Annotated in this window: 18 protein-coding genes; 5 read left to right on the top strand and 13 right to left on the bottom strand. The window is 70.3% G+C overall.

The genetic code is table 11. The annotated features are described in order from the left end of the window. Positions 1-28: 28 nt before the first annotated feature. The 3 genes from G6045_RS24515 to G6045_RS24505 are packed head-to-tail and all read right to left on the bottom strand — an operon-like array spanning position 29 to position 3334. Entirely contained in the window at positions 29-1639 is a 1611-nt protein-coding gene (locus G6045_RS24515) for a nucleotide-binding protein (protein ID WP_165334238.1), read from the bottom strand. A 10-nt stretch (positions 1640-1649) separates the two neighbouring features. Then, positions 1650-2357, bottom strand: coding sequence for a Flp pilus assembly protein CpaB (cpaB, locus tag G6045_RS24510; protein ID WP_165334237.1), 708 nt, complete (start codon positions 2355-2357; stop codon positions 1650-1652). A gap of 47 nt (positions 2358-2404) precedes the next feature. Next, entirely contained in the window at positions 2405-3334 is a 930-nt protein-coding gene (locus G6045_RS24505) for a hypothetical protein (protein WP_328707883.1), read from the bottom strand. A 361-nt stretch (positions 3335-3695) separates the two neighbouring features. Between G6045_RS24505 and G6045_RS24500 the strand changes: the two genes are divergently transcribed. Continuing rightward, positions 3696-5351, top strand: a complete 1656-nt coding sequence (locus tag G6045_RS24500; RefSeq protein ID WP_165334236.1) for a chitinase — start codon at positions 3696-3698, stop codon at positions 5349-5351. Between the two features lie 108 nt (positions 5352-5459). On the opposite strand, the gene G6045_RS24495 is transcribed toward G6045_RS24500, so the two are convergent. Together G6045_RS24495 and G6045_RS24490 are read right to left on the bottom strand one after the other, a co-directional pair. After that, positions 5460-5834 carry a hypothetical protein gene (locus G6045_RS24495; protein WP_165334235.1) on the bottom strand — a complete coding sequence of 125 codons (375 nt, stop codon included), beginning with the start codon at positions 5832-5834 and terminating at the stop codon, positions 5460-5462. 8 nt (positions 5835-5842) lie between these two features. Further along, positions 5843-9184, bottom strand: a complete 3342-nt coding sequence (locus G6045_RS24490) for an ALF repeat-containing protein (protein WP_206344126.1) — start codon at positions 9182-9184, stop codon at positions 5843-5845. Between the two features lie 400 nt (positions 9185-9584). On the opposite strand from G6045_RS24490, the gene G6045_RS24485 reads away from it, so the two are divergent. Beyond that, entirely contained in the window at positions 9585-10103 is a 519-nt protein-coding gene (locus G6045_RS24485) for a hypothetical protein (RefSeq protein ID WP_165334234.1), read from the top strand. Positions 10104-10138: 35 nt separating this feature from the next. Then, positions 10139-12355, top strand: coding sequence for a trypsin-like serine protease (locus tag G6045_RS24480; protein ID WP_165334233.1), 2217 nt, complete (start codon positions 10139-10141; stop codon positions 12353-12355). Between the two features lie 150 nt (positions 12356-12505). On the opposite strand, the gene G6045_RS24475 is transcribed toward G6045_RS24480, so the two are convergent. Further along, positions 12506-13846, bottom strand: a complete 1341-nt coding sequence (locus tag G6045_RS24475; protein ID WP_165334232.1) for an Nramp family divalent metal transporter — start codon at positions 13844-13846, stop codon at positions 12506-12508. Between the two features lie 256 nt (positions 13847-14102). On the opposite strand from G6045_RS24475, the gene G6045_RS24470 reads away from it, so the two are divergent. After that, the gene (locus G6045_RS24470; protein WP_165334231.1) at positions 14103-15449 is read left to right on the top strand and encodes a M14 family metallopeptidase; all 1347 of its coding nucleotides are present in this window, start codon (positions 14103-14105) and stop codon (positions 15447-15449) included. A 4-nt stretch (positions 15450-15453) separates the two neighbouring features. Here G6045_RS24470 and G6045_RS24465 read toward each other — a convergent pair whose 3' ends face one another. From G6045_RS24465 to G6045_RS24435, 7 genes are all read right to left on the bottom strand, one after another. After that, positions 15454-15801: a hypothetical protein gene (locus tag G6045_RS24465; RefSeq protein WP_165334230.1), complete on the bottom strand. Its 348-nt coding sequence runs from the start codon at positions 15799-15801 to the stop codon at positions 15454-15456. 55 nt (positions 15802-15856) lie between these two features. Beyond that, on the bottom strand, positions 15857-16804 hold the full coding sequence (locus G6045_RS24460; RefSeq protein ID WP_165334229.1) for an ATP-binding protein: 948 nt from the start codon (positions 16802-16804) through the stop codon (positions 15857-15859). Positions 16805-16922: 118 nt separating this feature from the next. Beyond that, a complete protein-coding gene (locus tag G6045_RS24455) occupies positions 16923-19172 on the bottom strand; it encodes an ATP-binding protein (protein WP_165334228.1) in 2250 nt (749 codons plus the stop codon). Positions 19173-19426: 254 nt separating this feature from the next. Then, positions 19427-20914 carry a GntP family permease gene (locus tag G6045_RS24450; RefSeq protein ID WP_165334227.1) on the bottom strand — a complete coding sequence of 496 codons (1488 nt, stop codon included), beginning with the start codon at positions 20912-20914 and terminating at the stop codon, positions 19427-19429. Between the two features lie 146 nt (positions 20915-21060). Next, the gene (locus G6045_RS24445; RefSeq protein WP_165334226.1) at positions 21061-21471 is read right to left on the bottom strand and encodes a RidA family protein; all 411 of its coding nucleotides are present in this window, start codon (positions 21469-21471) and stop codon (positions 21061-21063) included. A 51-nt stretch (positions 21472-21522) separates the two neighbouring features. After that, positions 21523-22272: an IclR family transcriptional regulator gene (locus G6045_RS24440; RefSeq protein ID WP_165334225.1), complete on the bottom strand. Its 750-nt coding sequence runs from the start codon at positions 22270-22272 to the stop codon at positions 21523-21525. Continuing rightward, positions 22269-23270 (bottom strand): sugar kinase, encoded by a 1002-nt coding sequence (locus G6045_RS24435; RefSeq protein ID WP_165334239.1) that lies wholly within the window; start codon positions 23268-23270, stop codon positions 22269-22271. Before G6045_RS24435 ends, G6045_RS24440 begins: the two co-directional genes overlap by 4 nt. A gap of 293 nt (positions 23271-23563) precedes the next feature. On the opposite strand from G6045_RS24435, the gene G6045_RS24430 reads away from it, so the two are divergent. Next, the gene (locus G6045_RS24430; protein ID WP_235968256.1) at positions 23564-24922 is read left to right on the top strand and encodes an amino acid deaminase; all 1359 of its coding nucleotides are present in this window, start codon (positions 23564-23566) and stop codon (positions 24920-24922) included. Positions 24923-25005 lie beyond the last annotated feature (83 nt).

The raw sequence follows: 25005 nt of genomic DNA, 5'->3' as shown, positions 1-25005 counted from the left end.
CCCTGCACCCCCCTGATCAGCTGATGCATCATCCCTCCTGCACCGCCCCTCCCTTACCCGTGACGCTCCACCCCGCGTCGAACCCCGGGAAGAACAGGGGTACGTCGACGGAGACGTTGGCCGTATACATGCCGCCCGCCGAGGTGCAGCCCGAGTCGAAGCTCCCCTGCCACGCCCCCGGCAGGTTCTCGCGGGCCGCCGCGTCGCAGGCTGCGGCCGGGTCCTCGCCGCGGACGGCGGCCACCGCTCCCGCGCGGGCGCCCTCGTCCGCCGCGTTGCCGGCCAGGGAGTACGTGTAGCCGTACAGGACGCACTGCCAGAGGATCGCGATCACCGCGAAGATGACCGGGGCCATGCCCGCGAACTCGAGCGTGACCGAGCCCTCGTCCGAGCCGCCCCGGCCCCTGCGGCGGCCGAAGCCGATGGAGCCCCGGTCGCCGCTCAGGCGGGCGCCGGACTTGCCCTGCGGGGTCTGGACCAGGCCCAGCTCCCCCGCGAGGCCCCAGAGCGCCTGCTTGACCGTGCTGCGGCTGTCCAGGTCCTGCATCCGGCCGGCGTCGACCGCCGACTGGAGTTCCTTGAAGTTGGAGGGGACCGCCGTGCGGGCGACCCGCGTGCCCGTGATGCGTTCGATCAGCGGGGGCTGGATCTCCGTGTTGCGGGTGTGGCGGTTGACCACGACCACCGTCTCCTCCGCCTTGCGGATCTGGAGGCGGTCCCACATGCGGACCATGCGTTTCGCCGCGCGGACCGCGACCACGTCCGGGGTGACCAACAGGACTGCCTGGTCGGCCATTTCGATGGCAGCGGCGTTGGCGCTGCTCATCTGTGTGCCGCAGTCGACCACGACGACCTCGTAGCGGTTGCGCAGGGCGCTGACCGCCTGGCGGGCCACGCGGTCGGTCACGTCCTCGCCGCGCTCGCCCTCGCCGGGGGCGAGGAGCAGGCCGAGTCCGGTCGGGTGGGTGAAGACCGCGTCCTGGAGGACCCGGGGGTTGATGTCCGGGATGCCGGCCAGGTCGACGATGGAGCGCCGGAACTGCACGTCCAGGTAGGACGCCACATCGCCGGACTGGAGGTCGAGGTCCAGGAGGGCCACGGTGCGGCCCGACGCCCGGGCGGCCAGCGCGAGTTGGACCGAGGTGAGCGTCGTGCCCACACCGCCCTTCGCGCCGGTGACGGTGACGACCGTGCCGCCCGGGCCGGTGTACGCCTCAGGGCCCTGGGTCAGATGGGGCCGTACGCCCACCGACCACGACGCCGCCGTCTGCACCCGGGCCGCCAACTCCTCGTAACCGAGGGGCAGTCCGATCAGTCCGCGGGCTCCCGCGTCCATGGAGGCGGAGAAGAGTCCCGGGCTCGGGTCCTGGGTGATCAGGATGACGCCGACGACCGGGAAGCGCATCGCCACTTCCCGTATCAGCTCCAGTGCCGGGACCGGGCCTATTCGCTCGTGGACCAGGACGACTTCCGGGAGCTCCTCCAGGGATTCACCGGCCAGGCGCGCCAGCGTGTCGAGCAGGGCGGTCGAGTCGGTGACCGGCAACGCCGGTTCCGCGTCGGGCAGTTGGCTCAGGAGGGTGGAGAGCGAGCGGGCGGAGTCCGCGTCGCCCACCGCGGGCAGGATGCGAATCGTCACAAGGGGGCCCTCACTTGTCCTCGTCGAGGGTGTAGGTCCTGTCCCCCGGCGAGACCGGGGTGTCGCCGCCCTGGGAGATCAGGGCGAGCCGGACGTGTTCCGCGAAGGATTCGGCGTAAGCGACGCGCTGCGCATCCAGGGTGTTCAGGGCGAAGGTGATCGGGACCGCCTCGATCCGGCGGCCGCTGCGGTCGTCCTCACGGGGCTCCAGCGGGGTCAGTTGGCCTACGTCGAGCACTCGCGCGCTCTGGACGATGACCTTGGACTGGGACTTGCCGCCTTCTTGCTCGGCCTTGAAAGTCGCGTAGATATTGACCGTCGAGCCTGGGGTGATCTTTCCGGCGACACCGGTCGCCGCGTCGATCATGATGGCTATTTCCTGTTCCCCGTCACCCAGTTCGGGCCGCTTGACGATCATGTCCGACTGAAGGAGGGAGCCTTTGCGGAGTTGTGTGACGGCGATCTTTCCGTCGATCTCCCTCAGGTCGGTGACCGCATTCTGCGACAGCCAGCGCTCGGGCATTTCGATCTTCTCGAACTGCCCCTTGTCCAGCGTCTTGTACGGCGCGACATCGCTCTTGAGGCGATACGCGGAAACCTCGGGCCCCACCTTGGAGTTGACGTCGCGGATCACCGAGAGCACCCCGGCGAACGCGCCGAAGGCACACAGGACCGACAGGAGCAGCAGGATCACACCGCGGCGCTGGCGAGAATTCATGAGCCGGACTACCTCGATCAGGTCGGGTCGGGGTCGACGTCGAGTCGCTAGGGGCTGATGGCCTTGCGTTGCTGTCCTGAGGTCAGGACACCTGTGGGGCGCGATTGGTTCTCGTGGTTCCCGGATTGCGCGGAAGACGGCAGAGCGGAGGGTGACGGCGATTCCAGAAGGGGCGCGGAGCAGAACCCGCAGCGGTCGCCGATGAGTTCAAGTCCGCACCAGTGGCATTCCTCGCGTTTCACGGAGGAGACCAGCTGGTAGAGGACGGAGATATCGGGGATCGCGGCGGCGAATTCGATCAGTTTGCCGGTGCCCCACCAGCGGGCGGATTCCGCGGGGAGCGGGGCTTCGGCGACGCCCTGGACCTGCCAGGAGCGGGCCAGCGAACCCGTGGCCCAGTCGGACTGCAACTGGCCTTTCGCCACGAGCAGCCGGGTACCGAACCCGGGCCCTTCGAGCTTCGCGCCCTGTCCCGCGCTGCCGAGGCGGATGAGCTGGGCCTTGGGGTTGGCGAGGACCGCGAACTGGGAGCCGGGGACCCAGGACTTGGCGTGCTGCTTGAGGCTGACGGGGACGCGGTCGAGTTTGGTGACCGAGTTCAGGACCGCGCCCGCGTAGATGTAGTGGGAGAGCAGCCGGGCCGCCGAGGCGAGGACGCCCGGGCTGAAGTCGCAGAGCGAGAGCTGCCTCAACTGCAGGGCGAGGACGGCGAGTCCGAGCGGGGGCAGGTCCAGGTCGAGCAGGGCGATCCGGTCGGATTCGAGCACGCTCCGGACCGTATGGAGGCGGTGCAGGGCCTGGGAGGGGAGCGAGGCCGGGCAGAGGACGATCACGTAGCCGTGCTGTTCGAGCAGGGCGTGCGTATCGGAGAGCGAGGCCTCGAGCGGGCGGGTGGTGCGGCCCTGGGGCGTCTGGAGTACCGCGGCCGGCGGAGTGTGCTGATCGGGCGGCGGAAGGACCAGGTCGGGAGCGGTCACGGCTATGACAGTCGGCACATCAAGACCCCCCGATCGCTTCCGACCATGTGCAGTCACTCGCGGCCAATTGCGGCCGCTCACGGTCTTCCTGCATCAGCACCATATCCACGTCATGCCCAGCTCAACACTGGATCGACGTAACTCCTGGTGAGATCTTGATCGACACTGAGTGAAGATCGACGGGAGCGTCCGCTTCGCGTGCTCAAGTCTGCTCTCCCCAAGGGGAGTTGCCGCTTCCAGAGGTCTTGACAACCTGAATGGTCTGGACCAGATTGCGCGGCAGTACCGAACGGTGGCCGCCGTCCCGTCTTCCTCACCCCCCTCACGCAATGGGAGGCACGTTGTGGGCTCCGTAAGACGCATGCTTCTGGTCGCTCTGGCCGGTGGTGCGCTCGCGGTCGGTGGTCTCACCGGCAGTGCGCAGGCTGCCGATGTGAACGTGGCGAAGAACGCCGGCTTCGAAAGCGGCCTCGCCAACTGGACCTGTACGGCCGGGTCCACTGTCTCCTCCCCCGTACACGGCGGCGCGTCCGCCCTGAAGGCGACGCCGGCCGGGCAGGACCACGCACGGTGCAGCCAGACGGTGGCCGTGCGGCCCAACTCGACGTATCAGCTCAGCGCTTGGGTGCAGGGCGGCTACGCCTACCTCGGCGCCTCCGGTACGGGGACGACGGACGTGTCCACATGGACGCCCGACTCGTCCTCCTGGAAGGAGCTGAAGACCTCCTTCACCACCGGCGCCTCGACGAGCTCCGTGACGGTCTACACGCACGGCTGGTACGGGCAGCAGCCCTATCTCGTCGACGACGTGTCGGTCGTCGGGCCCGACGGCGGCGGTGGCGGCGACCCGGACCCGGTGATCCCGGTGTCGCCCTCGGGTCTCTCTGTCTCCGGTACGACCTCGTCGTCCGTGTCCCTGGCCTGGAGCCCGGTGGCGAATGCGACGGGCTACAACGTGTACCGCGACGGCACCAAGGTCCAGTCCGTGAGCGGGAGTTCGGCGACCGTGACGGGTCTGGCCGCCGACACCTCGTACACCTTCCAGGTGACCGCGACGAACGCGGCGGGCGAGTCCCCGCGTACCACCTCGGTGAACGGCCGGACGGCCACCACCGGCGGCGGGGGCGGCGGCGATGTGCCCGCGCACGCCGTCACAGGCTACTGGCAGAACTTCAACAACGGCGCGGCCGTGCAGCGCATCTCGGATGTGCAGGCGCAGTACGACATCATCGCGGTCGCCTTCGCGGACGCCACGTCCACACCGGGCGCGGTGGACTTCGCGGTGGACTCGGCCGGGCTCGGCGGGTACACCGAGGCGCAGTTCAAGGCGGACGTCGCGGCCAAGCAGGCGGCCGGCAAGTCCGTGATCATCTCGATCGGCGGCGAGAAGGGGACCGTCGCGGTCAACTCCGCGGCCTCGGCCACGGCCTTCGCGGACTCCGTGTACGCGCTGATGCAGGAGTACGGGTTCGACGGGGTCGACATCGACCTGGAGAACGGGCTCAACTCCACGTACATGACCCAGGCGCTGCGGTCGCTGGCGGCCAAGGCTCCCGGGCTCGTCATCACGATGGCGCCGCAGACGATCGACATGCAGTCCACGTCGAACGAGTACTTCAAGACGGCGCTGAACATCAAGGACATCCTGACCGTCGTCAACATGCAGTACTACAACAGCGGTTCGATGCTGGGCTGTGACGGCAAGGTCTACTCGCAGGGCTCGGTGGACTTCCTGACGGCCCTGGCCTGCATCCAGCTGGAAGGCGGGCTCGCCCCGTCCCAGGTGGGCCTCGGACTGCCCGCGTCGACGCGGGGCGCGGGCTCCGGGTACGTGGCGCCGTCCGTGGTGAACGCGGCGCTCGACTGCCTGACACGCGGCACGTCGTGCGGCTCGTTCAAGCCCTCGCGTACGTATCCGTCGCTGCGGGGCGCGATGACCTGGTCGACCAACTGGGACGCCACGGCGGGCAACGCGTGGTCGAACGCGGTGGGGCCGCACGTGCACAACCTGCCGTAGCCGCCCGCCCCTTGAAGACCGGAAGGTCCGTCCCACCGCTCCCCCGGCGGGACGGACCTTCCGTATGACGCTCCGTACGGCGTTCCGAATGGCGCTCCGTATGACGCCCTACAACGTGACCGCGATCCCGGCCACGATCGCGGCGAACGTGGCCAGGAAGACGGCGATATGCCTGGCGGTCGGCTGCTCCGGCGGCTCACCCGCCTCGTGGCGCTCCCGCTGGCGGCGCAGCCACCCCGCGAACACGAGGCGCAGGATCGCCAGGGACAGCGTGCCCAGGATGTACAGCTGGAGCGCCTGCACGGCTCCGTCGCCCGTGCCCTTCAGGCCCGTGTAAAGGCCCGTGACCGCGGTGACGGTCACGGCCCCGGCCACTTTGGCCCTGCGGGTCGTGGCCAGGGTCGCCACCGCCGTCGCGAGCGCGAGGCCCGAGACGACGGCGGCGATCCACCAGTGAGTCGTGGTGAAGTGCTCGGTGAGCATCGGGGTCCTTACCAGTCGAAGATGTCGGTCACGCCGCCGACCACGCCGCTGACCACCCCGGAGATCTTCCCGCCGAGCTCGGTCTTGAGACCTGCCTTCGAGATGACCGAGCCCACACCGGCGAAGATACCGCCGACGATGAACATGCCCATGTCCTCGCTGAACTGCTCGGAGCCGAAGCCGTAGGACGTGCCGGCGAGGATGGCCGAGACGCCGCTCAGCCCCCAGGACACCAGGCCCACCGCGCCGGCGACGCCCAGGATCACCGGGGCGGCCGGCGGGAAGAAGAAGGCGGAGGCGGCGATGCCCACGGCGGCCACACCCGCCACCGTCGACCAGTGGCTGACGGTCTTGTGCCAGTCCTTCTCCCGGCCGACGTCCTCGGGCCACATGCCCCAGTACTCGGTGTTGCCCTCGCTGACCGGGCTCGTGCCGTTGGTCTCGTAGGCCGCGGCCTCCATCGCGATGGTCTGCGCCTTCGCCTCGGCCTCGGCCCTGCGCTTGTCGGCGACGATCTTCTTGGCGGCGCTGGACGCGGCCGCCGCCTCCGCCTTGCTCTTGCCGGCCGCCAGGGAGGCCGCCTGCGCCTGGGAGGCGGAGACCTGCGCTTCGTTCGCGAAGGACACGGCCTCCCTGGCGGAGACGAGGGCGCGGCTCATCGCGTAGTTGGCGGTGGCGGCCGCGGCCCGCGCCGTGCGCGCCGCGTTCTTGGCCGTCGCGGCGGACTGGGCGGCCTTGGTGGCGGAGGCGTCGGCGGCGTCCGCGTTCCGGCGCGCCTCGTCCTTCGCGAGCTCGGCGTCCTTGGCGTACTCGCCCGCCTTGTTCGCCCAGTCGGTCGCCTCCTCCGCCGCGTTGCGTGCCTCTGCCGCGGCCTTCTGCGCGTACGAGGCGTCCTCGAGCGCCTTCAGGGCGACCTTCGACGCGTGCGCGACGGCGGCACGTACCGCCGACACGTGCGTGGCGTGGTCGTGGTCGAGGCGGGCGGCGTCGAACTGCCCGGAGGTGACGAAGCTGCGGCGCATCTTCGCGGAGCCCTCGAGGGCGATCTGTGCCGCCGCCTTCGTGTACATGCCCCCCGTGTTGAGCAGCCGCAGGATCTCGACGTTGTCGTCCTCCTTGACCGCCTCGGCGAGTTCAAGCGACAGGAAGCGGTGCATGGCGACGGCCGTGCCCGCGTCGAGGGCGGCCTGCGCCTTGGCCTTGACGGCGGGGCCCGGGTTCTCGTTCAGAACCCGGAAGACCCTGACCCGGTACGTCTCGGCGCCCGCCGTGACGAAGCCGCTCGACAGGAACCGGGTCGGCGCCTCGTCGTCGGTGCTCGCGAGTGCGGTGTGGGCGGCCTCGGCGATGGCCGCCGTGGACATCCGCGCCACGCCGAGCACGGTCTCCCGGTCGTCGGCCTTCTGCGCGAGGACGCGGTCGGCGTCGAGCCAGTTGAGGACGTCCTCGTCGTTGCCGGCGAGGGCGAACTCGGCGGCCTCACGGGTCCAGCTGCCGGTCACCGTGAGGAGTTCCGCGGCGGCGACGCGCCCGTCCGTCACGGCCTTCGCGGTGTCGCCGGACGCCATGGCCGACTCGGCGGCGGCGATCAGGTCCTTGATCGCCGAGGAGGTCCGGTCGACCTCGGTGCGCTCGCGGTCGGCGGCGAGGGCGGCGTCGGTCTCGGCCTTCGCCTTCAACCGGGCCTCGGTGACGCAGAGTTCGACCTCTTCGGCGAGGTGCGCGGTCTCCGCGGTGCGGGCGGCCTGCTCCACCTCCGAGGCTTCCTTGACGGCGTCGTGCGCCTTGGTGGCGGCATCGGTGGCGGCGTTCGCGTACTCGGTGGAGCGCTTGGCGTACTCGACCGCCTCGCCGGCGTGCTTGTAGGCCTCCTCGGCGGCGGCCGCGGCGGCGTAGGCGTGGTCGGCCGCGCTGTCGGCCGCCGCGGCGGCCAGTGCGGCGGCGTCGGCCGCGCGGTTGGCCAGCGTCTGGGCCGAGTTCGCGGCCTTGGTGGCGCGAGCGGCCGCGGCGTCGGCCTCGGCGGCGGCGCGGCGGGCGGCGTTGGCCTGGGCCTGGGCGGCGCCCGAGGCGGCTGCGGCGTCGGCGGAAGCGGCGGCGGCGGCAGCCGCGTTCTGGGCGGCGGAGGCGGCGGCGCTGCCCGCGGACGCGGCGCTGCGCGAGGCGCTCGAGGCCTTCCTGGCGGCCGCCGCGGCGGTACGCGCCTTGGCGGCCGCGGCCTTCGCCCCCTGGGCGGCCAGGTTCGCGGCCTCGGCCTTGTTCGCGTCCTTGGACGCGGCGATCGCGGCACCGTACGCACGGGCCGCGGCGTTGCCCGCCGTGGCGGCGGCGGCAGCGGCCGCCTGGGCGGCCAGTGCGGCGCGCTGCGAGGCGTTCTGGGCCATACGGGAGGCGGCGATCGCACGGTTGGCGGCGGAGGCGGCGCCCTGTGCGGCGGACGCGGCGGCGTTCGCCGCCTTCGCCGACCTGGCCACGTCGTTCTGCGCGGCGCGCGCCTCCTCCGCCGCCCTGAGGGCGGCGGCCTTGGCCTTCTCGGCAGCGTCCTTGGCCTTCTCGGAGGCGGCGACGGCCTGCTCCGTCTGGAGGCCGGCGAGCTTGCCCTCACGCTCCACGATCGCGACCAACTGGTCGATGGTCGCGGCCTCTTCGTCCCTGGCACGGGCGATGTACTGGCCCGAGGTCAGGAACGTGCGGATGGCGTCGGGCGAACCGTCGCTCAGGGCGCGCTCGGCGTACTTCTTCACCTCGGGGGTCGCGGTGTTCAGGATGGTGAAGACCGCGACGCGGTCGTCCTCCTGCTGAGCCTTGACCACGCCTTCGGTCAGGAAGGTCTTGAGCGCGGCGTCCGTGTCCGCGGTGAGCGCCTTGTTGGCCTCGCGCTTCACGGCGTTGCCGCTGTTGTTGAGGACGGTGAAGGCCGCCTGGCGCAGGTCCTCGTGGAGGTCCGCCGAGTAACCGCCGGAGAGGTAGGCGGCGACCGCCTGGTCGCCGCCGCCGAGCGCCGTGTTGGCGGAGGTGCGGACGGCGCGGCCCGCGAGCGGCAGCGCCGCGAGGACGCCGAAGCGGTTGTCCTCCGCCGTCAGGACCGGCAGGTCCTGGGTGAGGAACCTGGTCAGGTCGGCCGGGGTGCCGGTGAGCGCGCGCGCCGCACCGTCGCGTACCGCCCGGCCGCCGGTCTTGAACGCCCAGACCGCCTTGCCGCGGTCGGTGTCCGGCAGGCCCGTGCCGTCGGCGGGCTCCTCCGCGGCGCGGGCGATGCCCGGGCTGAGCACGAGGCTCGACGTGGCGGCGACGGCCGTACCGGCGGCGAGCGTGGTGAGTACGCGCCGTCTGCTCCAGAAGATGGTGTCCAAAACGGTCCTTCAGGAAGGGAGTCGGACCTTTACGGGTTACGCGGAAATTCGGCCACCATTCAGGACAGGCAGGCGGATTGGGCCCGTAAAGGAAGAGCAGGATTGGCCCGCAGGGAAGGGCGGAGGCGACATTAGACAAGGAATTGCCGTACGGCCACCGAAGAGCGCACCTTAATCAATTGCAGATACATCGGATACGGAGTCGAAACCGCTTTCCGTACAACCTTTTCCGCACATGGCGCACATCACAGCAGGTACTCGCCGGTTACCCCGGTTGCGACCGATTTCAGCATTGGACGCAACCGGAACTCCTGTGTTGCATACGGGAGTTGGGCCGCAGGGGGCGGTACATCTCTCATCTCCGCCGGCTTCGTACCGGCGGTCGAGTTCTAGGACTGTGATGAAGCCACGCAGCGCATTGATGCGCATTCTGGGCGCCGCCACCGCGGCGGGCGCCCTGGCCTGGGCCGTGATGGCGGGGGGCCAGACCTCCGGCACAGGTTCCACCGGCGGGCACGCCGAAGCGGTCGCGGATGCGGCACCCGGGTACGCCGTCGAGAAGTACAACTACCCGTACGCCGAAAAGATCTTGGCCGAAAAGAACATCGTACTCAAGCGCGGTGACGGCCGTATCACTCTCGCCGACTGCGCAAGTGAAACGGGTCTGCTCGAAGTGTGGGCGCGGTCGAACGACAAGGTCTGTTTCAAGGTGACCGGAAACAGCGGTTGGCTGACCCTTGAAATTCCCTCCGTGTACGGCATCAAGGGATCGGCCGACCAGTCGGCCCAGGTGGATATGACGGTCGACGCCGAAGAGGTGTCGTTCGATGTCGCGAAGGGCGCTTACACGGCGGTCGGCGAAAGCGCGGACCCCGGCGGCCGCGAGCACATGCTCGTCGAGATCCGGACTTCCAAGTAGCCGTCGCCGACCCCGTGATTGAGGAAATGATCCCCATGCAGCACTCCACCAGGCGCCCCCGCCTCGCCGCGCTCGGCGCGGCCCTGGCCGGCGGGTCGCTCGCGCTGTGCGCCGTGCCCGCGTCGGCGGTCACCGGCACCCCCGTGGCCGATGCGGACACCACGTACGCCTACACCGCCCAGATCACCGTCGGCCCCCACGACCGCGGCTGCTCCGCCGTCCTCGTGGACACCGAATGGCTGATGACGGCGGCCAGTTGCTTCGCCGACGACCCGGCGGTCTCGCTCGCGGTGCCGGCCGGAGCCCCGGCGCAGCGGACCACCGCCGTGATCGGCCGCGCCGACCTCTCCGGTACGCAGGGCGCCGAGCGCCGCGTGGTCGAACTCGTGCCGCGCACCGACCGCGACGTGGTCCTGGCCCGCCTCAGCCGGCCGGTCACCAATGTCGCTCCGGTCGCGCTCGCCACGGCCGCGCCCGTCGCCGGCCAGGAGCTCACGTTCGCAGGGTACGGCCGTACGAAGACCGAGTGGGCGCCGCTGCGGCTGCACACCGGCACGTACGGCGTCGACGCGGCGGCGGCCACCACCGCCACCGTGACCGGCAAGAACGGTGCGGCCGCCTGCGCGGGCGACACCGGCGGCCCGGTCATCAGTGCGGGCAAGCTCGTCGGGCTCAACAGCCAGTCCTTCCAGGGCGGTTGCCTCGAAGTGGCGGAGACCCAGACCAGCACGGCCGGTGTCATCGCCCGTGTCGACGACCTCGCCTCGTGGGTGAGTTCCAAGGTGGGCGCCACCCGCATTACCGACTTCAACGGTGACGGCGCCGAGGACATCGCGATCGGCGACCCGGCGGCCACCGTGGGCAGCGTGACCAGCGCCGGCGTGGTGCGGATCTCGTACGGCGGCGGCAAGGGCACCGCCGAGATCAACCAGGACCTCGACTGGGTGCCGGGCAGCGCCGAGCAGAGCGACTGGTTCGGTGAGCAGCTCGCGACCGTCGACTACAACGAGGACGGCTACACCGACCTCGTCGTCGGCACCCCCAACGAGGCCGTCGGCACCGCCACCGACGCCGGTTTCGTGGACGTCCTCTACGGCGCCCCGGGCGGTCTGGGCACCGGCGCGGTGAAGAACACACACCTCGAACAGGGCGCGGGCACCGCCGCGATCAAGGCCTCGGTGGCGGAGGCCGGGGACCGGATGGGCCACGCGGTCGCCGCGGGCACCACCCGGGCCGGTGAGCCGTTCCTCCTGATCGGCAACCCCGGCGAGGCGCTGGGCACGGTCAAGACCGCGGGCTCCGCGTTCTATGTCACCAACGCCAACAACGTGGCGGTCCACCAGGACAAGACCGGTGTCCCGGGCGATCCGGAGGAAGGCGACCGGTTCGGCGCCGCGCTGGCCGCGAACCCCAACCACGTCGTGATCGGCAGCCCCAGCGAGGCCATCGGCGCCGACAAGGAGGCCGGCAGTCTCGCGGTGTTCGACCCGAACAAGCTGAACGCGGACAGCAGCCCCACCCCGCTGTTCGCTCTCGACCAGGACCTGGAGACGATCTCCGGTGGTGCCGAGGCCGGTGACGACTTCGGTGCGTCCGCCGCGCTGGTCGCTTTCCGGCCGACCGCGGCCGCCACCGGCGCCACGGACTCCCTCCTGGCCATCGGCGCCCCGGGCGAGGCCCTGTCCGTCGACGGCGGCGCCACGCAGCGCGCCGACGCGGGCATGGTCTTCTTGGTGCACATCAAGGCGGACGGCACCTGGACGCAGAAGACCTCCCTGCAGCAGGGCACCGGGGACGACGACGTCGTCGGCACCTCGGAGGCGGGCGACCGCATGGGCGAGCGGGTCACCGCGGTCAACCTGTCGCCGCGCGCGGTCGGTACCGCGGCCACCTTGAGGATCGCCGTCGGCACGCCCAACGAAGCCGTCGGTACCGCCACCAAGGCGGGCGCCATCCACACGTTCGCGCTGCTCGGCACCCCGGGCACCAACGACAAGTGGCTGGAGACCGGTGACGGCGACGGCATCCCCGGCACCGCGGGCGCCGACCAGTACCTGGGCCGCAGCATCCACTACACCGGCACCAAGCTGTACGCCGGTATGCCCTACGGACCCGGCGCCCAGGGCGCGCTGTACGCGCTGCCCATGGCCAACACCGTGATCGGTGGCACCAACGCCGCCGTCACCACGTACAAGCCCGGATCCGGCGGCTTCCCCGCCAGCGGCTCCCGCTTCGGGTACAACGCGCGGTAGCCGGCGCGCGACGGGTGACACCCGGCGGACACGTTCCGTCCGCGACGGGTAACACGCACCGGAGCCCCCGATGGCACTCGCGCCATCGGGGGCTCCGGCTGTACGGGAGTACGGAAGTACGGAAGTACGGAAGTACCGCGACGGGAGCCGTCAGAAGAAGCTGCCCCAGTCCATGTCCCAGATCTGCTTGACGCACAGGACCAGGAACAGCGCCCCGGCGACGAACAGCATGCCGTTGCTCAGCCAGCCGTTGCGCCACTCGGCCGGGGTGCGGGAGGAGTTGAGGAGCCAGATCAAGGTGAGGGCCAGGAACGGCATGAAGGCCGCGCCGAGCACCCCGTAGATGATGATCAGGCGGAACGGGTCCTCGAAGGAGAGGCCGAGGACGTCCACGCCGAACACGATGAGCAGCGGCGGCACCGTCAGCCACAGCAGATACGCGCGGAACGGCAGCGAGCGCTCGCGCCGTCCGGCCGCCACCTCGGCGGCGGAGTGGGCCGCCGCATCGGAACCGGCCCTCGACCGGCGGTAGTTCGCCACGAAGTCGGCGAACATCAGGCTCACTCCGTGCCAGACGCCGATCAGCGAAGTGAAGGACGTCGCGAAGAAGCCGACCAGGAAGAGCTTGGCCGTGGCCGCGCCGTACTCCTTCTCCAGGATGCCGCTGAGCTGGACGAGACCCTGGTCGCCCTTGGCGAGGGCTACGTTCGCGGAGTGCAGCAGCTCCGCGCCGACGAAGAGCATCGCGACGACGAAGATGCCGGTGGTGATGTAGGCGACCCGGTTGTCCAGGCGCATCACCTTCATCCAGCCGGAGTCGGTCCAGCCCTTGGCGTTCACCCAGTAGCCGTACGCGGCCAGGGTGATCGTGCCGCCGACGCCGCCGATCAGGCCGAGGGTGTTGAGGACCGAGTCCTTCGCGTCCGGCACCACCGGGAGCAGACCCGCGAAGGCGTCGACGAGGTTCGGGGTGACCCTGATCGCCAGGTAGACGGTCACCACGAACATGACGCCGACCAGGACCGTCATGACCTTCTCGAAGACCGAGTACCGGTTGAACCAGACGAAGACCAGACCCACCAGACCGCAGGCGAGGGCCCACCACTTGAGGTCCATCACGTCCGGGAACAGCGCGAAGAGCGGCAGCCCCGAGGAGGTCATCGCCGTCGCGCCGTAGACGAAGCCCCACGCGATGACGTACACGACGAAGAAGGCGGTGGTCCACGGGCCGAGACTGCGCCAGCCGTCGAACAGCGTGCGCCCCGTGGCCAGATGCCAGCGTCCCGCCGCCTCCGCCAGGGAGATCTTGACGACGCAGCCGATGATCGCGGCCCACAGGAGCGTGTAGCCGAAGTTGCTGCCCGCGATCAGGGTGGCCACCAGGTCACCGGCGCCGACGCCGGTGGCGGCGACGACGATGCCCGGGCCGATGTACTTCCAACTGGATTTACGTGGTGCGGTGTTGGTGGTCGTGCCGTCCGTTTCGGCCATATGGCGCCTCCCCGCTCGTCCCCGATGATCGAGATCACCGGTCACCATCGGCTGTTTCCGGCCGTGACACAAGGGGGCGTGCCGGAGTCGCTATTGACGAGGCCATGCCACTGCCTCACGATGACCCCGCACAACCGCACCCGACTCACCGCATAGCGGACAGGGCATCGGAGTCACCCGCCTCACCGCCTTGCGGACACCGCACCGTCGCACTCGCGTCGCCATGAGCCACCCCCACCACGCTTACGGAGATGTCATGCGTCTACGCATACGCGGAACCACCGGAAAGAGAACCGCGGCCCTCGCCGCCGTCGTGGCCCTCGCGCTCGCCGCCCCGCTGACCGCCGACGCCTCGCCCGACAAGGCGCGCGCCGAAGCGGTCGCCCAGGAGGAGAGCCGGCAGCAGTACGAGATCCATGTGCACAGCAACAAGCTCGACCGGGCCGCCGTCACGAAGATCGCCCGGTCCGGCGTGTCCATCGACGAGAGCGACGGGCACACCGTCGTCGTCACCGCCAACGCCACGCAGGCCAAGCAACTGCGTGCGCAGGGATACGAGTTGGAGCCACTGGGCGCCGTACCCGAGCGCCTCGAAGGAGCGGCTGTCGAGCCGCTCGACTTCCCCTCGGCCGACTCGCGCTATCACAACTTCGCCGAGATGAACGCGGAGCTCGACCAGCGCCTGTCCGCCTATCCGTCGATCATGAGCAAGCGCGTGATCGGCAAGTCGTACCAGGGCCGGGACATCACCGCCATCAAGATCAGCGACAACGTGGCGAGCGACGAGGCCGAGCCCGAGGTCCTGTTCACCCACCACCAGCACGCCCGTGAGCACCTGACCGTCGAGATGGCGCTCTATCTCGTACGCGAGCTCGGCGCCGGATACGGGGCGGACTCGCGGATCACGAACATGGTCAACGGCCGGGAGATCTGGATCATCCCGGACGTCAACCCGGACGGCGGCGAGTACGACATCGCCACCGGCTCGTACCGCTCATGGCGCAAGAACCGCCAGCCCAACTCCGGTTCTTCGTACGTCGGCACGGACCTGAACCGCAACTGGGCGCACCGCTGGGGCTGCTGCGGCGGCTCATCGGGCTCGACCTCATCGGAGACCTACCGCGGTCCTTCGGCCGAGTCGGCACCCGAGGTGAAGGTCGTCGCGAACTTCGTGCGCAGCCGGATCATCGGCGGCAAGCAGCAGATCAAGGCGTCCATCGACTTCCACACGTACAGCGAACTGGTGCTCTGGCCGTACGGCTACACGTACAACGACACCGCGACGGGCCTGACGGCGGACGACCGCAACGCGCATGCGGCGATCGGCCAGAAGATGGCCGCGTCCAACGGCTATACACCGCAGCAGTCCAGCGATCTGTACATCACGGACGGGTCGATCGGTGACTGGATGTGGGGATCGCAGAAGATCTTCCACTACACCTTCGAGATGTACCCGAGGTCCTCGAGCGGCGGCGGCTTCTACCCGCCCGACGAGGTGATCGAGCGGGAGACCTCACGCAACCGGGACGCGGTGCTCCAGCTGCTCGAGAACGCGGACTGCATGTACCGGTCCATCGGGAAGGAAGCGCAGTACTGCGTCTGACCTCTCAGCCGCGGCTAGCGAGTTGGGCCTGGTAGTACGCGGCTACCGGGCCCAGCTCCGTGAGCCACTGGATCATCTTCTGCTGCTTCTTGGCGTTCACCACGCACTCGTGGAACCAGCCGGCGGAGTGGGTGATGCCGACGCGCAGGAGCGTGCCCTGGGCCGTGTAGTGGAGCTGGGCCACCTGCTCCCAGGGGAAGTCGGCGACCTGGCCGCCGAGGTCGAAGGAGATGCCGGCGCCGTCGATCACCAGGGCGTTGCTCTTGTCGAAGGCCACGAACTCCGGTGACATCGGGGCGGGTTGCGCGGGCGCGTACGAGGGCGGAGGGCCGAAGCCGCCTTGGTCTGTCATTCCAGCTCCCTCTGCACATGCGCCCAGGGCTGTCCGCCCCCGGGCACACACGATCTCAGTCGCCGTCGGGGTCGTACAACCCGGAGAGGATTCTCATCTGCTGGCGGCCGTACTCGCGATGGGACAGAGGGAGGCAGAAGCGGTCCGTGGCGTCGGACAGGACGATCGACGAGCGGGCCAGGAGGTCGAGTTCGCCGTGGACGTCGAAGAGCAGCTCGACCTGGTCGCGGGTGAAGGAGCCGCTGAACGCCGAGAGACACGCCCACATGAGACGCTCGCCGCGGCCGCACAGCTCATGGCTCCACTCGATGGCCTGCCACAGCGTGCGGTGCCGGGCGGGTTCGGCAGGGCCGTCGGTGAGGACCGTGAAGCGGCCGCCGGACGTGGTCAGATGTCCGAAGAGCCGGCGCGGCCCCGTCTCGCGCAGGGCGCGCGCGATGAGCACGACGCTCAGCGGATCGCCGTCGATGTGCCGGGCAAGCAGGTGCGCCCAGGGCTTGTCCAGCTGCATCCCGTGCGCGGCGGTCTGCTCCAGGAGCAGCTCCTCGGTCCGTTCCGGAGTCATCGGGCGTACGCCGACGAGCAGTTCGTCCGCTGTGTCCAGGGGCCGTCGGCTGGTGGCGAGCAGCTGGATCCCGGGGCAGGCGTCGCGCAGCCGGGCCACCAGCTCGGCGCAGCCGGCCGGTACGTGCTCGCAGGTGTCGAGCACGAGCAGGCCGCGCTGCGGGGCGAGGGCCCGCAGCAGTCCGGGGAGCGGATCGGGGCCGGGCCCGGTGTCGATCCGCAGCGCGTCGGCGACCGCGCGCGGGACCTGGGCGGGGTCCCGGCAGACGGAGAGATCGGCACGCCGGACCGGGAGCCGGGTGGTCCGCGCCACCTGGGCCGCCAGATACGACTTGCCGACGCCGGGCGGCCCGGTGAGGGTCATCGGCCGGCCGGAGCCGAGCAGTTCGGCCAGTTCGGCGGGGGCGGGGGTCCGGCCCAGGTCGCTCACGTTGCGCATACGGACAGCGTGGTGCGGGGACGAGAGGGTGCGCGCATGGTGTGACGGGATCTCGGGATACCTATTGTTCCCCGTGGGGTTACCTAGGTGCGAGCCGTACGCAGGAGTGCGCGGCAGGCTACGTACAGGATCCGCCGATCTGCGCGCGGGCTGCCGGACGGGACCCTTCGTTCTGCGCGTTCTCCGCCTTCTCGGCGCGGACCAGTGCCGCGATCTCGCCGCGGGAGGCGACGCCCAGTTTGGCCAGGATGTGTTCGACGTGGGCGTCGGCGGTGCGCTTGGACACGACCAGTTTCTCGGCGATCTCCCGGTTGGACAGGCCCTGGTGGACGAGGGCGGCGACCTCGCGTTCGCGGCGGGTGAGGGCGTCGAGGGTGGGGGGCCGGAGAGCGGGCGTGTCAGAGAGCGCGACGGGCGGCTCGCCGAGGGCGAAGGCCACGGCGGGGCCCAGGCCGAGACGCTCACCCTTGGCGTGCAGGCGGTCGAACTCCTCCTTGCCCAAGGCCTGTTCGGCCACGCCGCGGAACTGCGCGTGGAGCGCGAGCAGGTCGGGAGCGTTGATCAGGAGCGGTGCGACCCCACGGTGGATGCCGGCCGAGGCGCCCACGAGGACGGCCGCGTCGGCGCTGCGCCCCTGGGCGGCCGCGATCCAGGCCATCTCCGCCAGGCCGTTGCCGACGCCGACCACGTCCGACAGCCGGGCCATGTCACGCACTGCCTGCCGGACCTCGGCCAGGGCACCGTCCAGATCCCCTTTCATGATCAGCACGATGCCGAGGAAGTACCGGGTGACGCTGGTCGTCCACGCCTCGCCCGGCGGCAGGGTGTCCAGGGCCTGCCTGAACAGCGTCTCCGCGGCGGCCGCGTCGCCGAGCAGGAAGTACCGGTCGCCTTGGTTACGGCGGTGCATGCCGAGGACGCAGGGATCGCCGAGTTCCCGTACGACCGGTTCGCTCTCCTCGTCGACCCGCCGGGAGTCCTCGATCCGGCCGAGGTGCGCATGGACGGCGGACAGATAGATCATGCTCAGCGACCAGCGGTACCGGTCGCCCGCCTCCGCGCTGAGCCCGGCCGCTTGGACGAAGCCCTCGACCGCCGCCTCCAGGTCCCCGTTGAGGGCCAGGCACATGGCGCGAAGGTAGTCCAGCATGCCGCGGTCGCCCGGGCTGCCCGCCCCTGTAGCCCGTGCCCAGTCGCTCCAACGGATCCCCTCGAGAAGCCGGCCGCGCCCGATCCACAGTCCGGTGAGAGCCCCCGCGAGGGCCACCGCCCCCGCCTCCTCCCCCGGCGTGGTGAGCGACCATTCCATGGCCGTACGGAAGTTGTCGCTCTCCCGGTCGAAGCGCTGGGTCCAGGCGACCTGCTCGGGCCCGAACCAGACCGCGTTGCCCTCGCGCGCGAGCCGTAGGCAGTGGTCGCGATGACGGCGCGCCAAGTCCTCCCGGTCCCCCGACTCGGCGAGGCGCTCGACGCCGTACTCGCGGATGGTGTCGAGCATCCGGTACCGGTCGTCCCCCTCGCCCTCGTCCCGGATGACGATCGACTTGTCGACGAGCCCGATGAGGTGATCGACGAGGTCGTAGGTGTCCAAGTCGCCGTCCGCGCAGACCTGTTCGGCGGCAGCCAGGTCGAACCCGCCCGCGAAGACCGAGAGCCGCGCCCACAGGGTGCGCTCCTCGGGCGTGCACAGCTCGTGGCTCCAGTCGATGGCGGTCCGCAGCGTCTGATGGCGCGGATGCGAGCCGCGGCCCACGCCGAGCGCACGGAAGCGGTCCTCCAGCCGGCGAAGGACCTGCTCAAGGGGCAGTGCGCGCAGCCGTACGGCGGCCAGTTCGAGCGCGAGCGGGATGCCGTCGAGACGCCGGCACACGGCGGTGACCTGCTCCTCGTTCTCGGGCGTGAGCGCGAAGCCGGGGCGGGCGGCCGCGGCTCGTTCGGTGAACAGCCGTACCGAGTCGGCCCGTTCGAGCGGGGCCACGGCCAGGGTGTGCTCGGCGGGCACGTCCAGGGTCTGCCGGCTGGTGAGCAGCAGGCGCAGGCCCGGGCAGGAGCTCAGGAGGATCTCGGCGAGCATCGCGCAGGAGTCGACCAGATGCTCGCAGGTGTCGAGGACCAGGAGGGACTGCTCCTCGCGCAGGAACTCCACCACCGCGTCCAGCGGACTGCGCCCGACCGCCTCGGGCAGCCCGAAGGCCGCTCCGACCGCGTGCGGGAGCAGCTCACCATCCTTGACCCCGGCGAGCTCCACCAGCCGTACGCCGTCCCGGAACCGGCCGGCGAGCAAGGCGGCCGCGCGGACCGCGATCCGGGTCTTGCCCACACCGCCGGGTCCCAGGAGCGTGACCATCCGTGCGCTGCCGAACAGCATGCGCACGCCTTCGACCTCGCGGTCGCGTCCGATGAAACTCGTTGTCTCACTGGGGAGTTCACCCCGTCGGCAGTTCCACGGGATGTCCACCACGGCCGCCTCGCTTCCCGCCCTGCCGGATCGCCCTGCCGGATGGCCTTCATGGTACGGAGCTTGCTCCGGGCAGCGAGGGGAAACAGCCGCGAAGGCGCCCCCGGCCGAAGAGGACCGGGGGCGCCTTGCGTGCAGCCGTACGGCTGGACCGACGGGCCCGGCTACACGAAGAGACTCAGCAGAGCCGCCACCGCGAAGCCCGCCACCGAGAGGACGGACTCGAGGACCGTCCAGGACTTGAGGGTGTCGCGCTCGGAGATGCCGAAGTACTTCGCGACGATCCAGAAGCCGCCGTCGTTGACGTGCGAGGCGAAGATCGAACCGGCCGAGATGGCCATGATGACCAGGGCAAGGAAGGCCTGCGAGTGGTCGCCGCCCTGGACAAGGGGGACGACGATGCCGGCCGTGGCGACGATCGCGACGGTGGCCGAACCCTGGGCGACGCGCAGGACGAGGGAGATCAGGTACGCCAGGACGATGATCGGCAGACCCATGTCGTCGAAGGTCTCGGCCAGGGCGTCGGCGATGCCCGAGCCCTTGAGCACCGCGCCGAAGACACCGCCGGCGCCGACGACGAGCAGGATGTTGCCGACCGGCTTCAGGGACGCGGTCGAGACCGTCTCCAGGGACTTGCGCGACCAGCCGCGGCGCAGACCGAGCAGGTAGTACGCCATGAGCAGCGCGATCGTCAGGGCCACGAACGGGTGGCCGAAGAACTCGATGACCGAGCGCAGGGTCGAGGGGTCGAGCGCGATCGAGGAGAAGGTCGCGGCGAGGATGAGCAGGAGCGGCGTACCGATGATGGTGAGGACCGTGCCGAGCGGGACGGGCTGCTCCGGCGGCTGCACACCGGCCTCGCGCTGCTCGGTCGCGACGGCCTCCTTGGCCTCCTCGGCCGCTTCCAGCATGTCCTGCGGTACGGGCACGAAGATGCGGTTGCCGATCCAGGCCGAGTAGGCCCAGGCGGCGAGCACGGCGGGGATACCGCAGGCGATGCCCATGAGGATGACCCAGCCGAGGGAGACGTTGAACAGGCCTGCGGCGGCCACGGGGCCCGGGTGCGGCGGAAGGAACGCGTGGGTCATGGACAGACCCGCGAGCAGCGGCATCGCGTACAGCAGGATCGACTTGCCGGAGCGCTTGGCGGCCGCGTAGACGATCGGCGCGAGGACGAAGATGCCGACGTCGAAGAAGACCGGGATACCGAAGATCAGACCGGTCATACCCATGGCGAGCGGGGCGCGCTTCTCACCGAAGAGACCGAGCAGCCGGCGCGACAACACCTCGGCTCCGCCGGAGACTTCGAGGATCGCGCCGAGCATCGTGCCCAGACCGATGATGATCGTGACGTGGCCGAGGATGCCGCCCATGCCTGTCTCGATCATGGAGACGGCATCGGACTTCTGGACCGTGCCGAACAGCTGCGTGACGCTCAGGCCGGCCGACAGGCCGACGGCTATGGAGACGGCGAGCAGGGCCACGAAGGGCTGCAGCCTGACCTTGATGATCAGGAAGAGGAGCAGGGCGATACCGAGGACCGCGACGGTCAGCAGACCTCCGGTGCCGCCGATGAAGGGCAGGATTCCACCGGTGGGCTCCGGTGGTTCGGCGGCGGGCGCGGCTGCGGCGAGTGATATTCCGGGCAACATGGGGGGAACTCCATTGTTCTGTGCGTGTGTTGCGGCGGTTCCGGGCAGAGCGGGTCACGGCAGGGCGCGCCGGGCAGGCGGCGCACCCTGCCGGTGAGGGGGCCGGGCGGGGTTAAGGGCACGTACGTAAGGGAGTCGGCCGGGTCTCAGCCGAGGACGGCGAGGGCGTCGATCTCGATGAGGAGGCCCTTGGGCAGACCGACGTACACCGTGGTGCGCGCGGAGGCCGGGGCCTTGAGGCCCTGCTCCTCGAAGTACGCGTTGTAGATCTCGTTCATCTCCGCGAAGTGGTCCACGTCCGTGAGGTAGACGCGCATCATCATCACGTCGTCCCAGGTGGCGCCGCCCTCTTCGAGGATCGCCTTGACGTTGGCGAAGGTCTGAAGGGTCTGCTCGCGCAGGGTCGGGCCCGCCGGGGTCGGGGCCTTGCCCTCCTCGGCAGGCAGGAAGCCGACCTGTCCTGCGACCTGGAGGATGTTGCCCTTCTTCACGCCGTGCGAGAACTTCGCGGGCGGTGCGGTGTGGGTGGACGGCGTGAGCTGGATCTTCTCGGTCATGAACTTTCCTTGCTGTGTGGGGTGTTGAGGGGTTCTTCCGCGACTGCGGGCCTAGGTGGGCGCGTTGCCCGAGTACTCGCGGCTGATCGCCTCCGCGGTGCGGCGTACGACCGGGAGCAGCGTGAGGAGTTCGTCGGCGGTGACCACCACGCTGGGCGCGGACACCGACATCGCGGCCACGACCCGGCCGTCCGCGCCCCGGATCGGGGCACCGACGCAGTTGATGGACTCCTCGTGGCCACCGAGGTCGGTGGCCCAGCCCTGTTCGCGTACGACCGTGAGCTCCTTGAGGAACGCGGCCGCGTTGGGGGTCGAACGGGACGTGTACTGGGGGTAGTCGAGCTTCTCCGCGATCGCGCGCCGCTCCGGCTCGGAGAGGTCGGCGAGCAGCAGCTTGGCGACCGCGGCGACCGTGATGGCCACGGGCTTTCCGATACGGGAGTACATCCGCACCGGGTAACGGCTCTCGACCTTGTCGATGTAGAGGACCTCGTTCTCCTCGTACACCGCGAGATGGACCGTATGCCCGATCTTGGAGTTGAGCTCGACGAGATGCGGGTGCGCGATCTCGCGTACGTCCAGGTTCTCGACGGCTTCCTGGGCGAGCGCGAAGAGGCGGGCGCCCAGGCGGTAGCGCTGGTCGGACTGGCGGTAGACGAGGCCGTGTTCGTGCAGGGTGCGCAGCAGCCTGAGCGCGGTGGACTTGTGGACGTCCAGGCGCTCGGCGACCTGGCCGAGGTCGGCGGGCCCTTCGGCGAGCAGCGGAAGGATGCTCAGCGCGCGGTCGACGGTCTGGCTCATGAGGTGATGACCTCCCCTTTCGACCCGGTGGTGGTCCAGCCGGGGCCGAGGCGCAGTGTGCCCCATTCGTTTTCGGGCAGGGCGGCAAGGCGGTCGGCTTGGGCGCGGCTCGGGGGATGCGCCATGTCGCCGGGGTCGGTGAGGGCCGCGGCGGCCCACAGGTGGCCGTGCTTCAGGCGCTGCGCGACGGGCAGATCCCGCAGGGTCGCGGAGAGGAAACCGGCGGCGAAGGCATCGCCTGCACCGACGGCCGCGACGACGTCGACCTTCAGCGCCCGTACGAAAGTGCCGGTCCCGTCGGCGTCCGCAACGTCCCCCGGGTCCTTGTCGAAGACAATGGCGCCCCCCTTGCCGTGCTTGAGGACGAGCAGTTCGGGCTCCCAGAGCGCGTCCCGGATCGCCCGCCCGCCGTGCAGCCCCCAGGCGTCAAGGGCCTCGTCGTCCCCCACGAACACGATGTCCGCGCCACGCGCGAGTTCGAGCAGCACGCGCGCGTCCTCGGGGGTGCGCCACAGACCCGGACGGTAGTTCACGTCGAACGAGACGAGCGGCCGCCCGGCGCGGGGCGCGGTCAGCTCGCGCATGAGGGCGAGGCAGTCCTCGGAGAGTGCCGCGGTGATGCCGGACAGGTGCACGATGCGCGCGGAGCGCAGCGCGTCGAGGTCCACGTTCGCGGGGGACATCGCGGACGCGGCGCTGCCCGCGCGGTAGTACGCGACCTCGTGGGCGTCGGTGGCACGGTCGCCGGCCGTACGGAAGTAGATCCCCGTGGGCCGCTCGCCGTCCCTGCGTACCGCCGAGGTGTCCACTCCGCAGTGGGCGATCTCGCGCGTGAGGTACTCGCCGAAGCCGTCGTCGCCGACGCGGCCGATCCACCGCGCGCTGTGGCCAGCGCGCGCGAGCGTGCAGGCCACGTTGGACTCGGCGCCGCCGATTCCGCGGTCGAAGCCGGGCACGTCGGCGAGGCGCCCGGGCTGCGTGGGCCGGAACGTGACCATGGACTCGCCGAGGCAGGCGACGTCGAAGCGCGGGGCTTCGGCGGCGGCTCCGGGGCCGGGCACGTTCTGGTGGGGCACGTCGGCTCCTTCTCGGGGTGGTTCCTTTTGGGCCCGGCGGGAAGGCCCCTTTGGGCCCGTGGGCCTCAACTGGGCACCGTTTCAGGGACTTTCGTCCTGGCCGGGCCCGGCCCTCCAGCGGGCGTTGACCCGGTGTTGGGACGGATGTTAGACAGAGGTAAGCGCAATACGCAATGGCCGTTGCAGAGGATGCAACAGGCCAGGAGGAGGGTTCCATGGCAGCCGACAACGTGGTCGGAACCGGCGCCGGCAAGCGTGCGGAGACCGTCGCCGCCCTCGCTGACGAGAAGGTCGCCGCGCTTGCGGATGAGAAGGTCGCCGCGCTCGCGGACGAGATCGTCGACTTCCGCTTCAAGGGGCTGCCGCCGAACGCCGAGGGTCTGACCGTCGGCGAGCTGGCCGCCGAGCGGCGCAACCTCTTCACCGGCGGGTTCACCACTCCGGTGCTCGCGCTCTCCGCCGAGCGCGTGGAGCACAACCTGCGCCTGATGGAGACCTACTCCGAGCGCCACGGCCTCGCCTTCGCGCCGCACGGCAAGACCTCGATGGCCCCGCAGCTCTTCGCCCGCCAGGCCGAGCACGGCGCCTGGGGCATCACGCTGGCCAATCCCCACCAGGCACGCGTGGCCCGCGCCTTCGGCGTGCGGCGGATCTTCGTCGCCAACGAGATCGTGGACGAGGCCGGACTCGCCTGGCTCGCCTCCGAACTGGCCGCGGACCCTTCCTTCCGCTTCGTCTGCTACGTCGATTCCGTACGGGGAGTGCAGCTGATGCACTCCGCTCTCGCCGCGGCCGGGGCTTCGCGTCCCGTCGACGTCGTGATCGAACTCGGCGCCGGTGACGGAGCGCGCACCGGCGTCCGTACGGAATCCGAGTGCGTCGAGATCGCGCTGGCCGTGTCCGCGGCCGACACCCTGCGCCTGGTGGGCGTCGCCGGCTACGAGGGCGAGGTGCCCGACGCGTCCCTGGCGTCCGTCACGTCATGGCTGCGGCGCCTGGTCGCGCTGGCCGTGGACCTCGACAAGGCCGGGCACTTCGCCGGGCTCGACGAGATCGTGGTGAGCGCGGGCGGCTCCGCCTGGTTCGACGCGGTGGCTTCCGTGTTCGCCGAGATCCCCTCTCTCTCCGCGCCCGTCCTGAAGCTGCTGCGCTCCGGTGCGTACGTCTCGCACGACGACGGTCACTACAAGCACCTCACCCCGTTCAACCGGGTGCCGGCCGAGGGTGCCCTGGAGCCGGCGTTCCGTCTCTGGGCCCAGGTGATGTCGCGTCCGACGCCGTCACAGGCGTTCGCGAACGCGGGCAAGCGGGATGCGGCCCATGACTTGGACCTGCCCTTCGCCCAGGTCATCCGGACCTCCGACGGCGAAGTCCGGCCCGCGGACGGGGTCACGGTGACGGGTCTGTCCGACCAGCACACCTGGATGCGTACGGAGTCCTCGGACGCGGTGTCGGTGGGCGACTGGGTCGGCATGGGGCTCTCGCACCCGTGCACGTCGTTCGACAAGTGGCAGCTGATTCCTGTGGTCGAGTCGGACGGCACGGTCGTGGATTTCGTCCGGACGTACTTCTGATTCAGCCCCTGCGGCGCTTGAGCAGACCTTTCAGCCCCTGCGGCGCTTGAGCAGATCCGAGCGGAGCTCGGATGCCGGGGTCC

The organism is Streptomyces mesophilus, from assembly GCF_011044995.1.
Lineage (GTDB): Bacteria > Actinomycetota > Actinomycetes > Streptomycetales > Streptomycetaceae > Streptomyces > Streptomyces mesophilus.
Note: the sequence above shows the minus strand (reverse complement) of the source record. Positions and strands in the feature narration are given on the sequence as shown.

Excerpts from the sequence above, each read along its gene's own strand:
- cpaB (WP_165334237.1), bottom strand. The coding sequence starts at position 2,357 with ATGAATTCTCGCCAGCGCCGCGGTGTGATCCTGCTGCTCCTGTCGGTC.
- G6045_RS24500 (WP_165334236.1), top strand. The coding sequence starts at position 3,696 with ATGCTTCTGGTCGCTCTGGCCGGTGGTGCGCTCGCGGTCGGTGGTCTC.
- G6045_RS24495 (WP_165334235.1), bottom strand. The coding sequence starts at position 5,834 with ATGCTCACCGAGCACTTCACCACGACTCACTGGTGGATCGCCGCCGTC.
- G6045_RS24485 (WP_165334234.1), top strand. The coding sequence starts at position 9,585 with ATGAAGCCACGCAGCGCATTGATGCGCATTCTGGGCGCCGCCACCGCG.
- G6045_RS24480 (WP_165334233.1), top strand. The coding sequence starts at position 10,139 with ATGCAGCACTCCACCAGGCGCCCCCGCCTCGCCGCGCTCGGCGCGGCC.
- G6045_RS24475 (WP_165334232.1), bottom strand. The coding sequence starts at position 13,846 with ATGGCCGAAACGGACGGCACGACCACCAACACCGCACCACGTAAATCC.
- G6045_RS24470 (WP_165334231.1), top strand. The coding sequence starts at position 14,103 with ATGCGTCTACGCATACGCGGAACCACCGGAAAGAGAACCGCGGCCCTC.
- G6045_RS24465 (WP_165334230.1), bottom strand. The coding sequence starts at position 15,801 with ATGACAGACCAAGGCGGCTTCGGCCCTCCGCCCTCGTACGCGCCCGCG.
- G6045_RS24460 (WP_165334229.1), bottom strand. The coding sequence starts at position 16,804 with ATGCGCAACGTGAGCGACCTGGGCCGGACCCCCGCCCCCGCCGAACTG.
- G6045_RS24455 (WP_165334228.1), bottom strand. The coding sequence starts at position 19,172 with ATGCTGTTCGGCAGCGCACGGATGGTCACGCTCCTGGGACCCGGCGGT.
- G6045_RS24450 (WP_165334227.1), bottom strand. The coding sequence starts at position 20,914 with ATGTTGCCCGGAATATCACTCGCCGCAGCCGCGCCCGCCGCCGAACCA.
- G6045_RS24445 (WP_165334226.1), bottom strand. The coding sequence starts at position 21,471 with ATGACCGAGAAGATCCAGCTCACGCCGTCCACCCACACCGCACCGCCC.
- G6045_RS24440 (WP_165334225.1), bottom strand. The coding sequence starts at position 22,272 with ATGAGCCAGACCGTCGACCGCGCGCTGAGCATCCTTCCGCTGCTCGCC.
- G6045_RS24435 (WP_165334239.1), bottom strand. The coding sequence starts at position 23,270 with ATGGTCACGTTCCGGCCCACGCAGCCCGGGCGCCTCGCCGACGTGCCC.
- G6045_RS24430 (WP_235968256.1), top strand. The coding sequence starts at position 23,564 with ATGGCAGCCGACAACGTGGTCGGAACCGGCGCCGGCAAGCGTGCGGAG.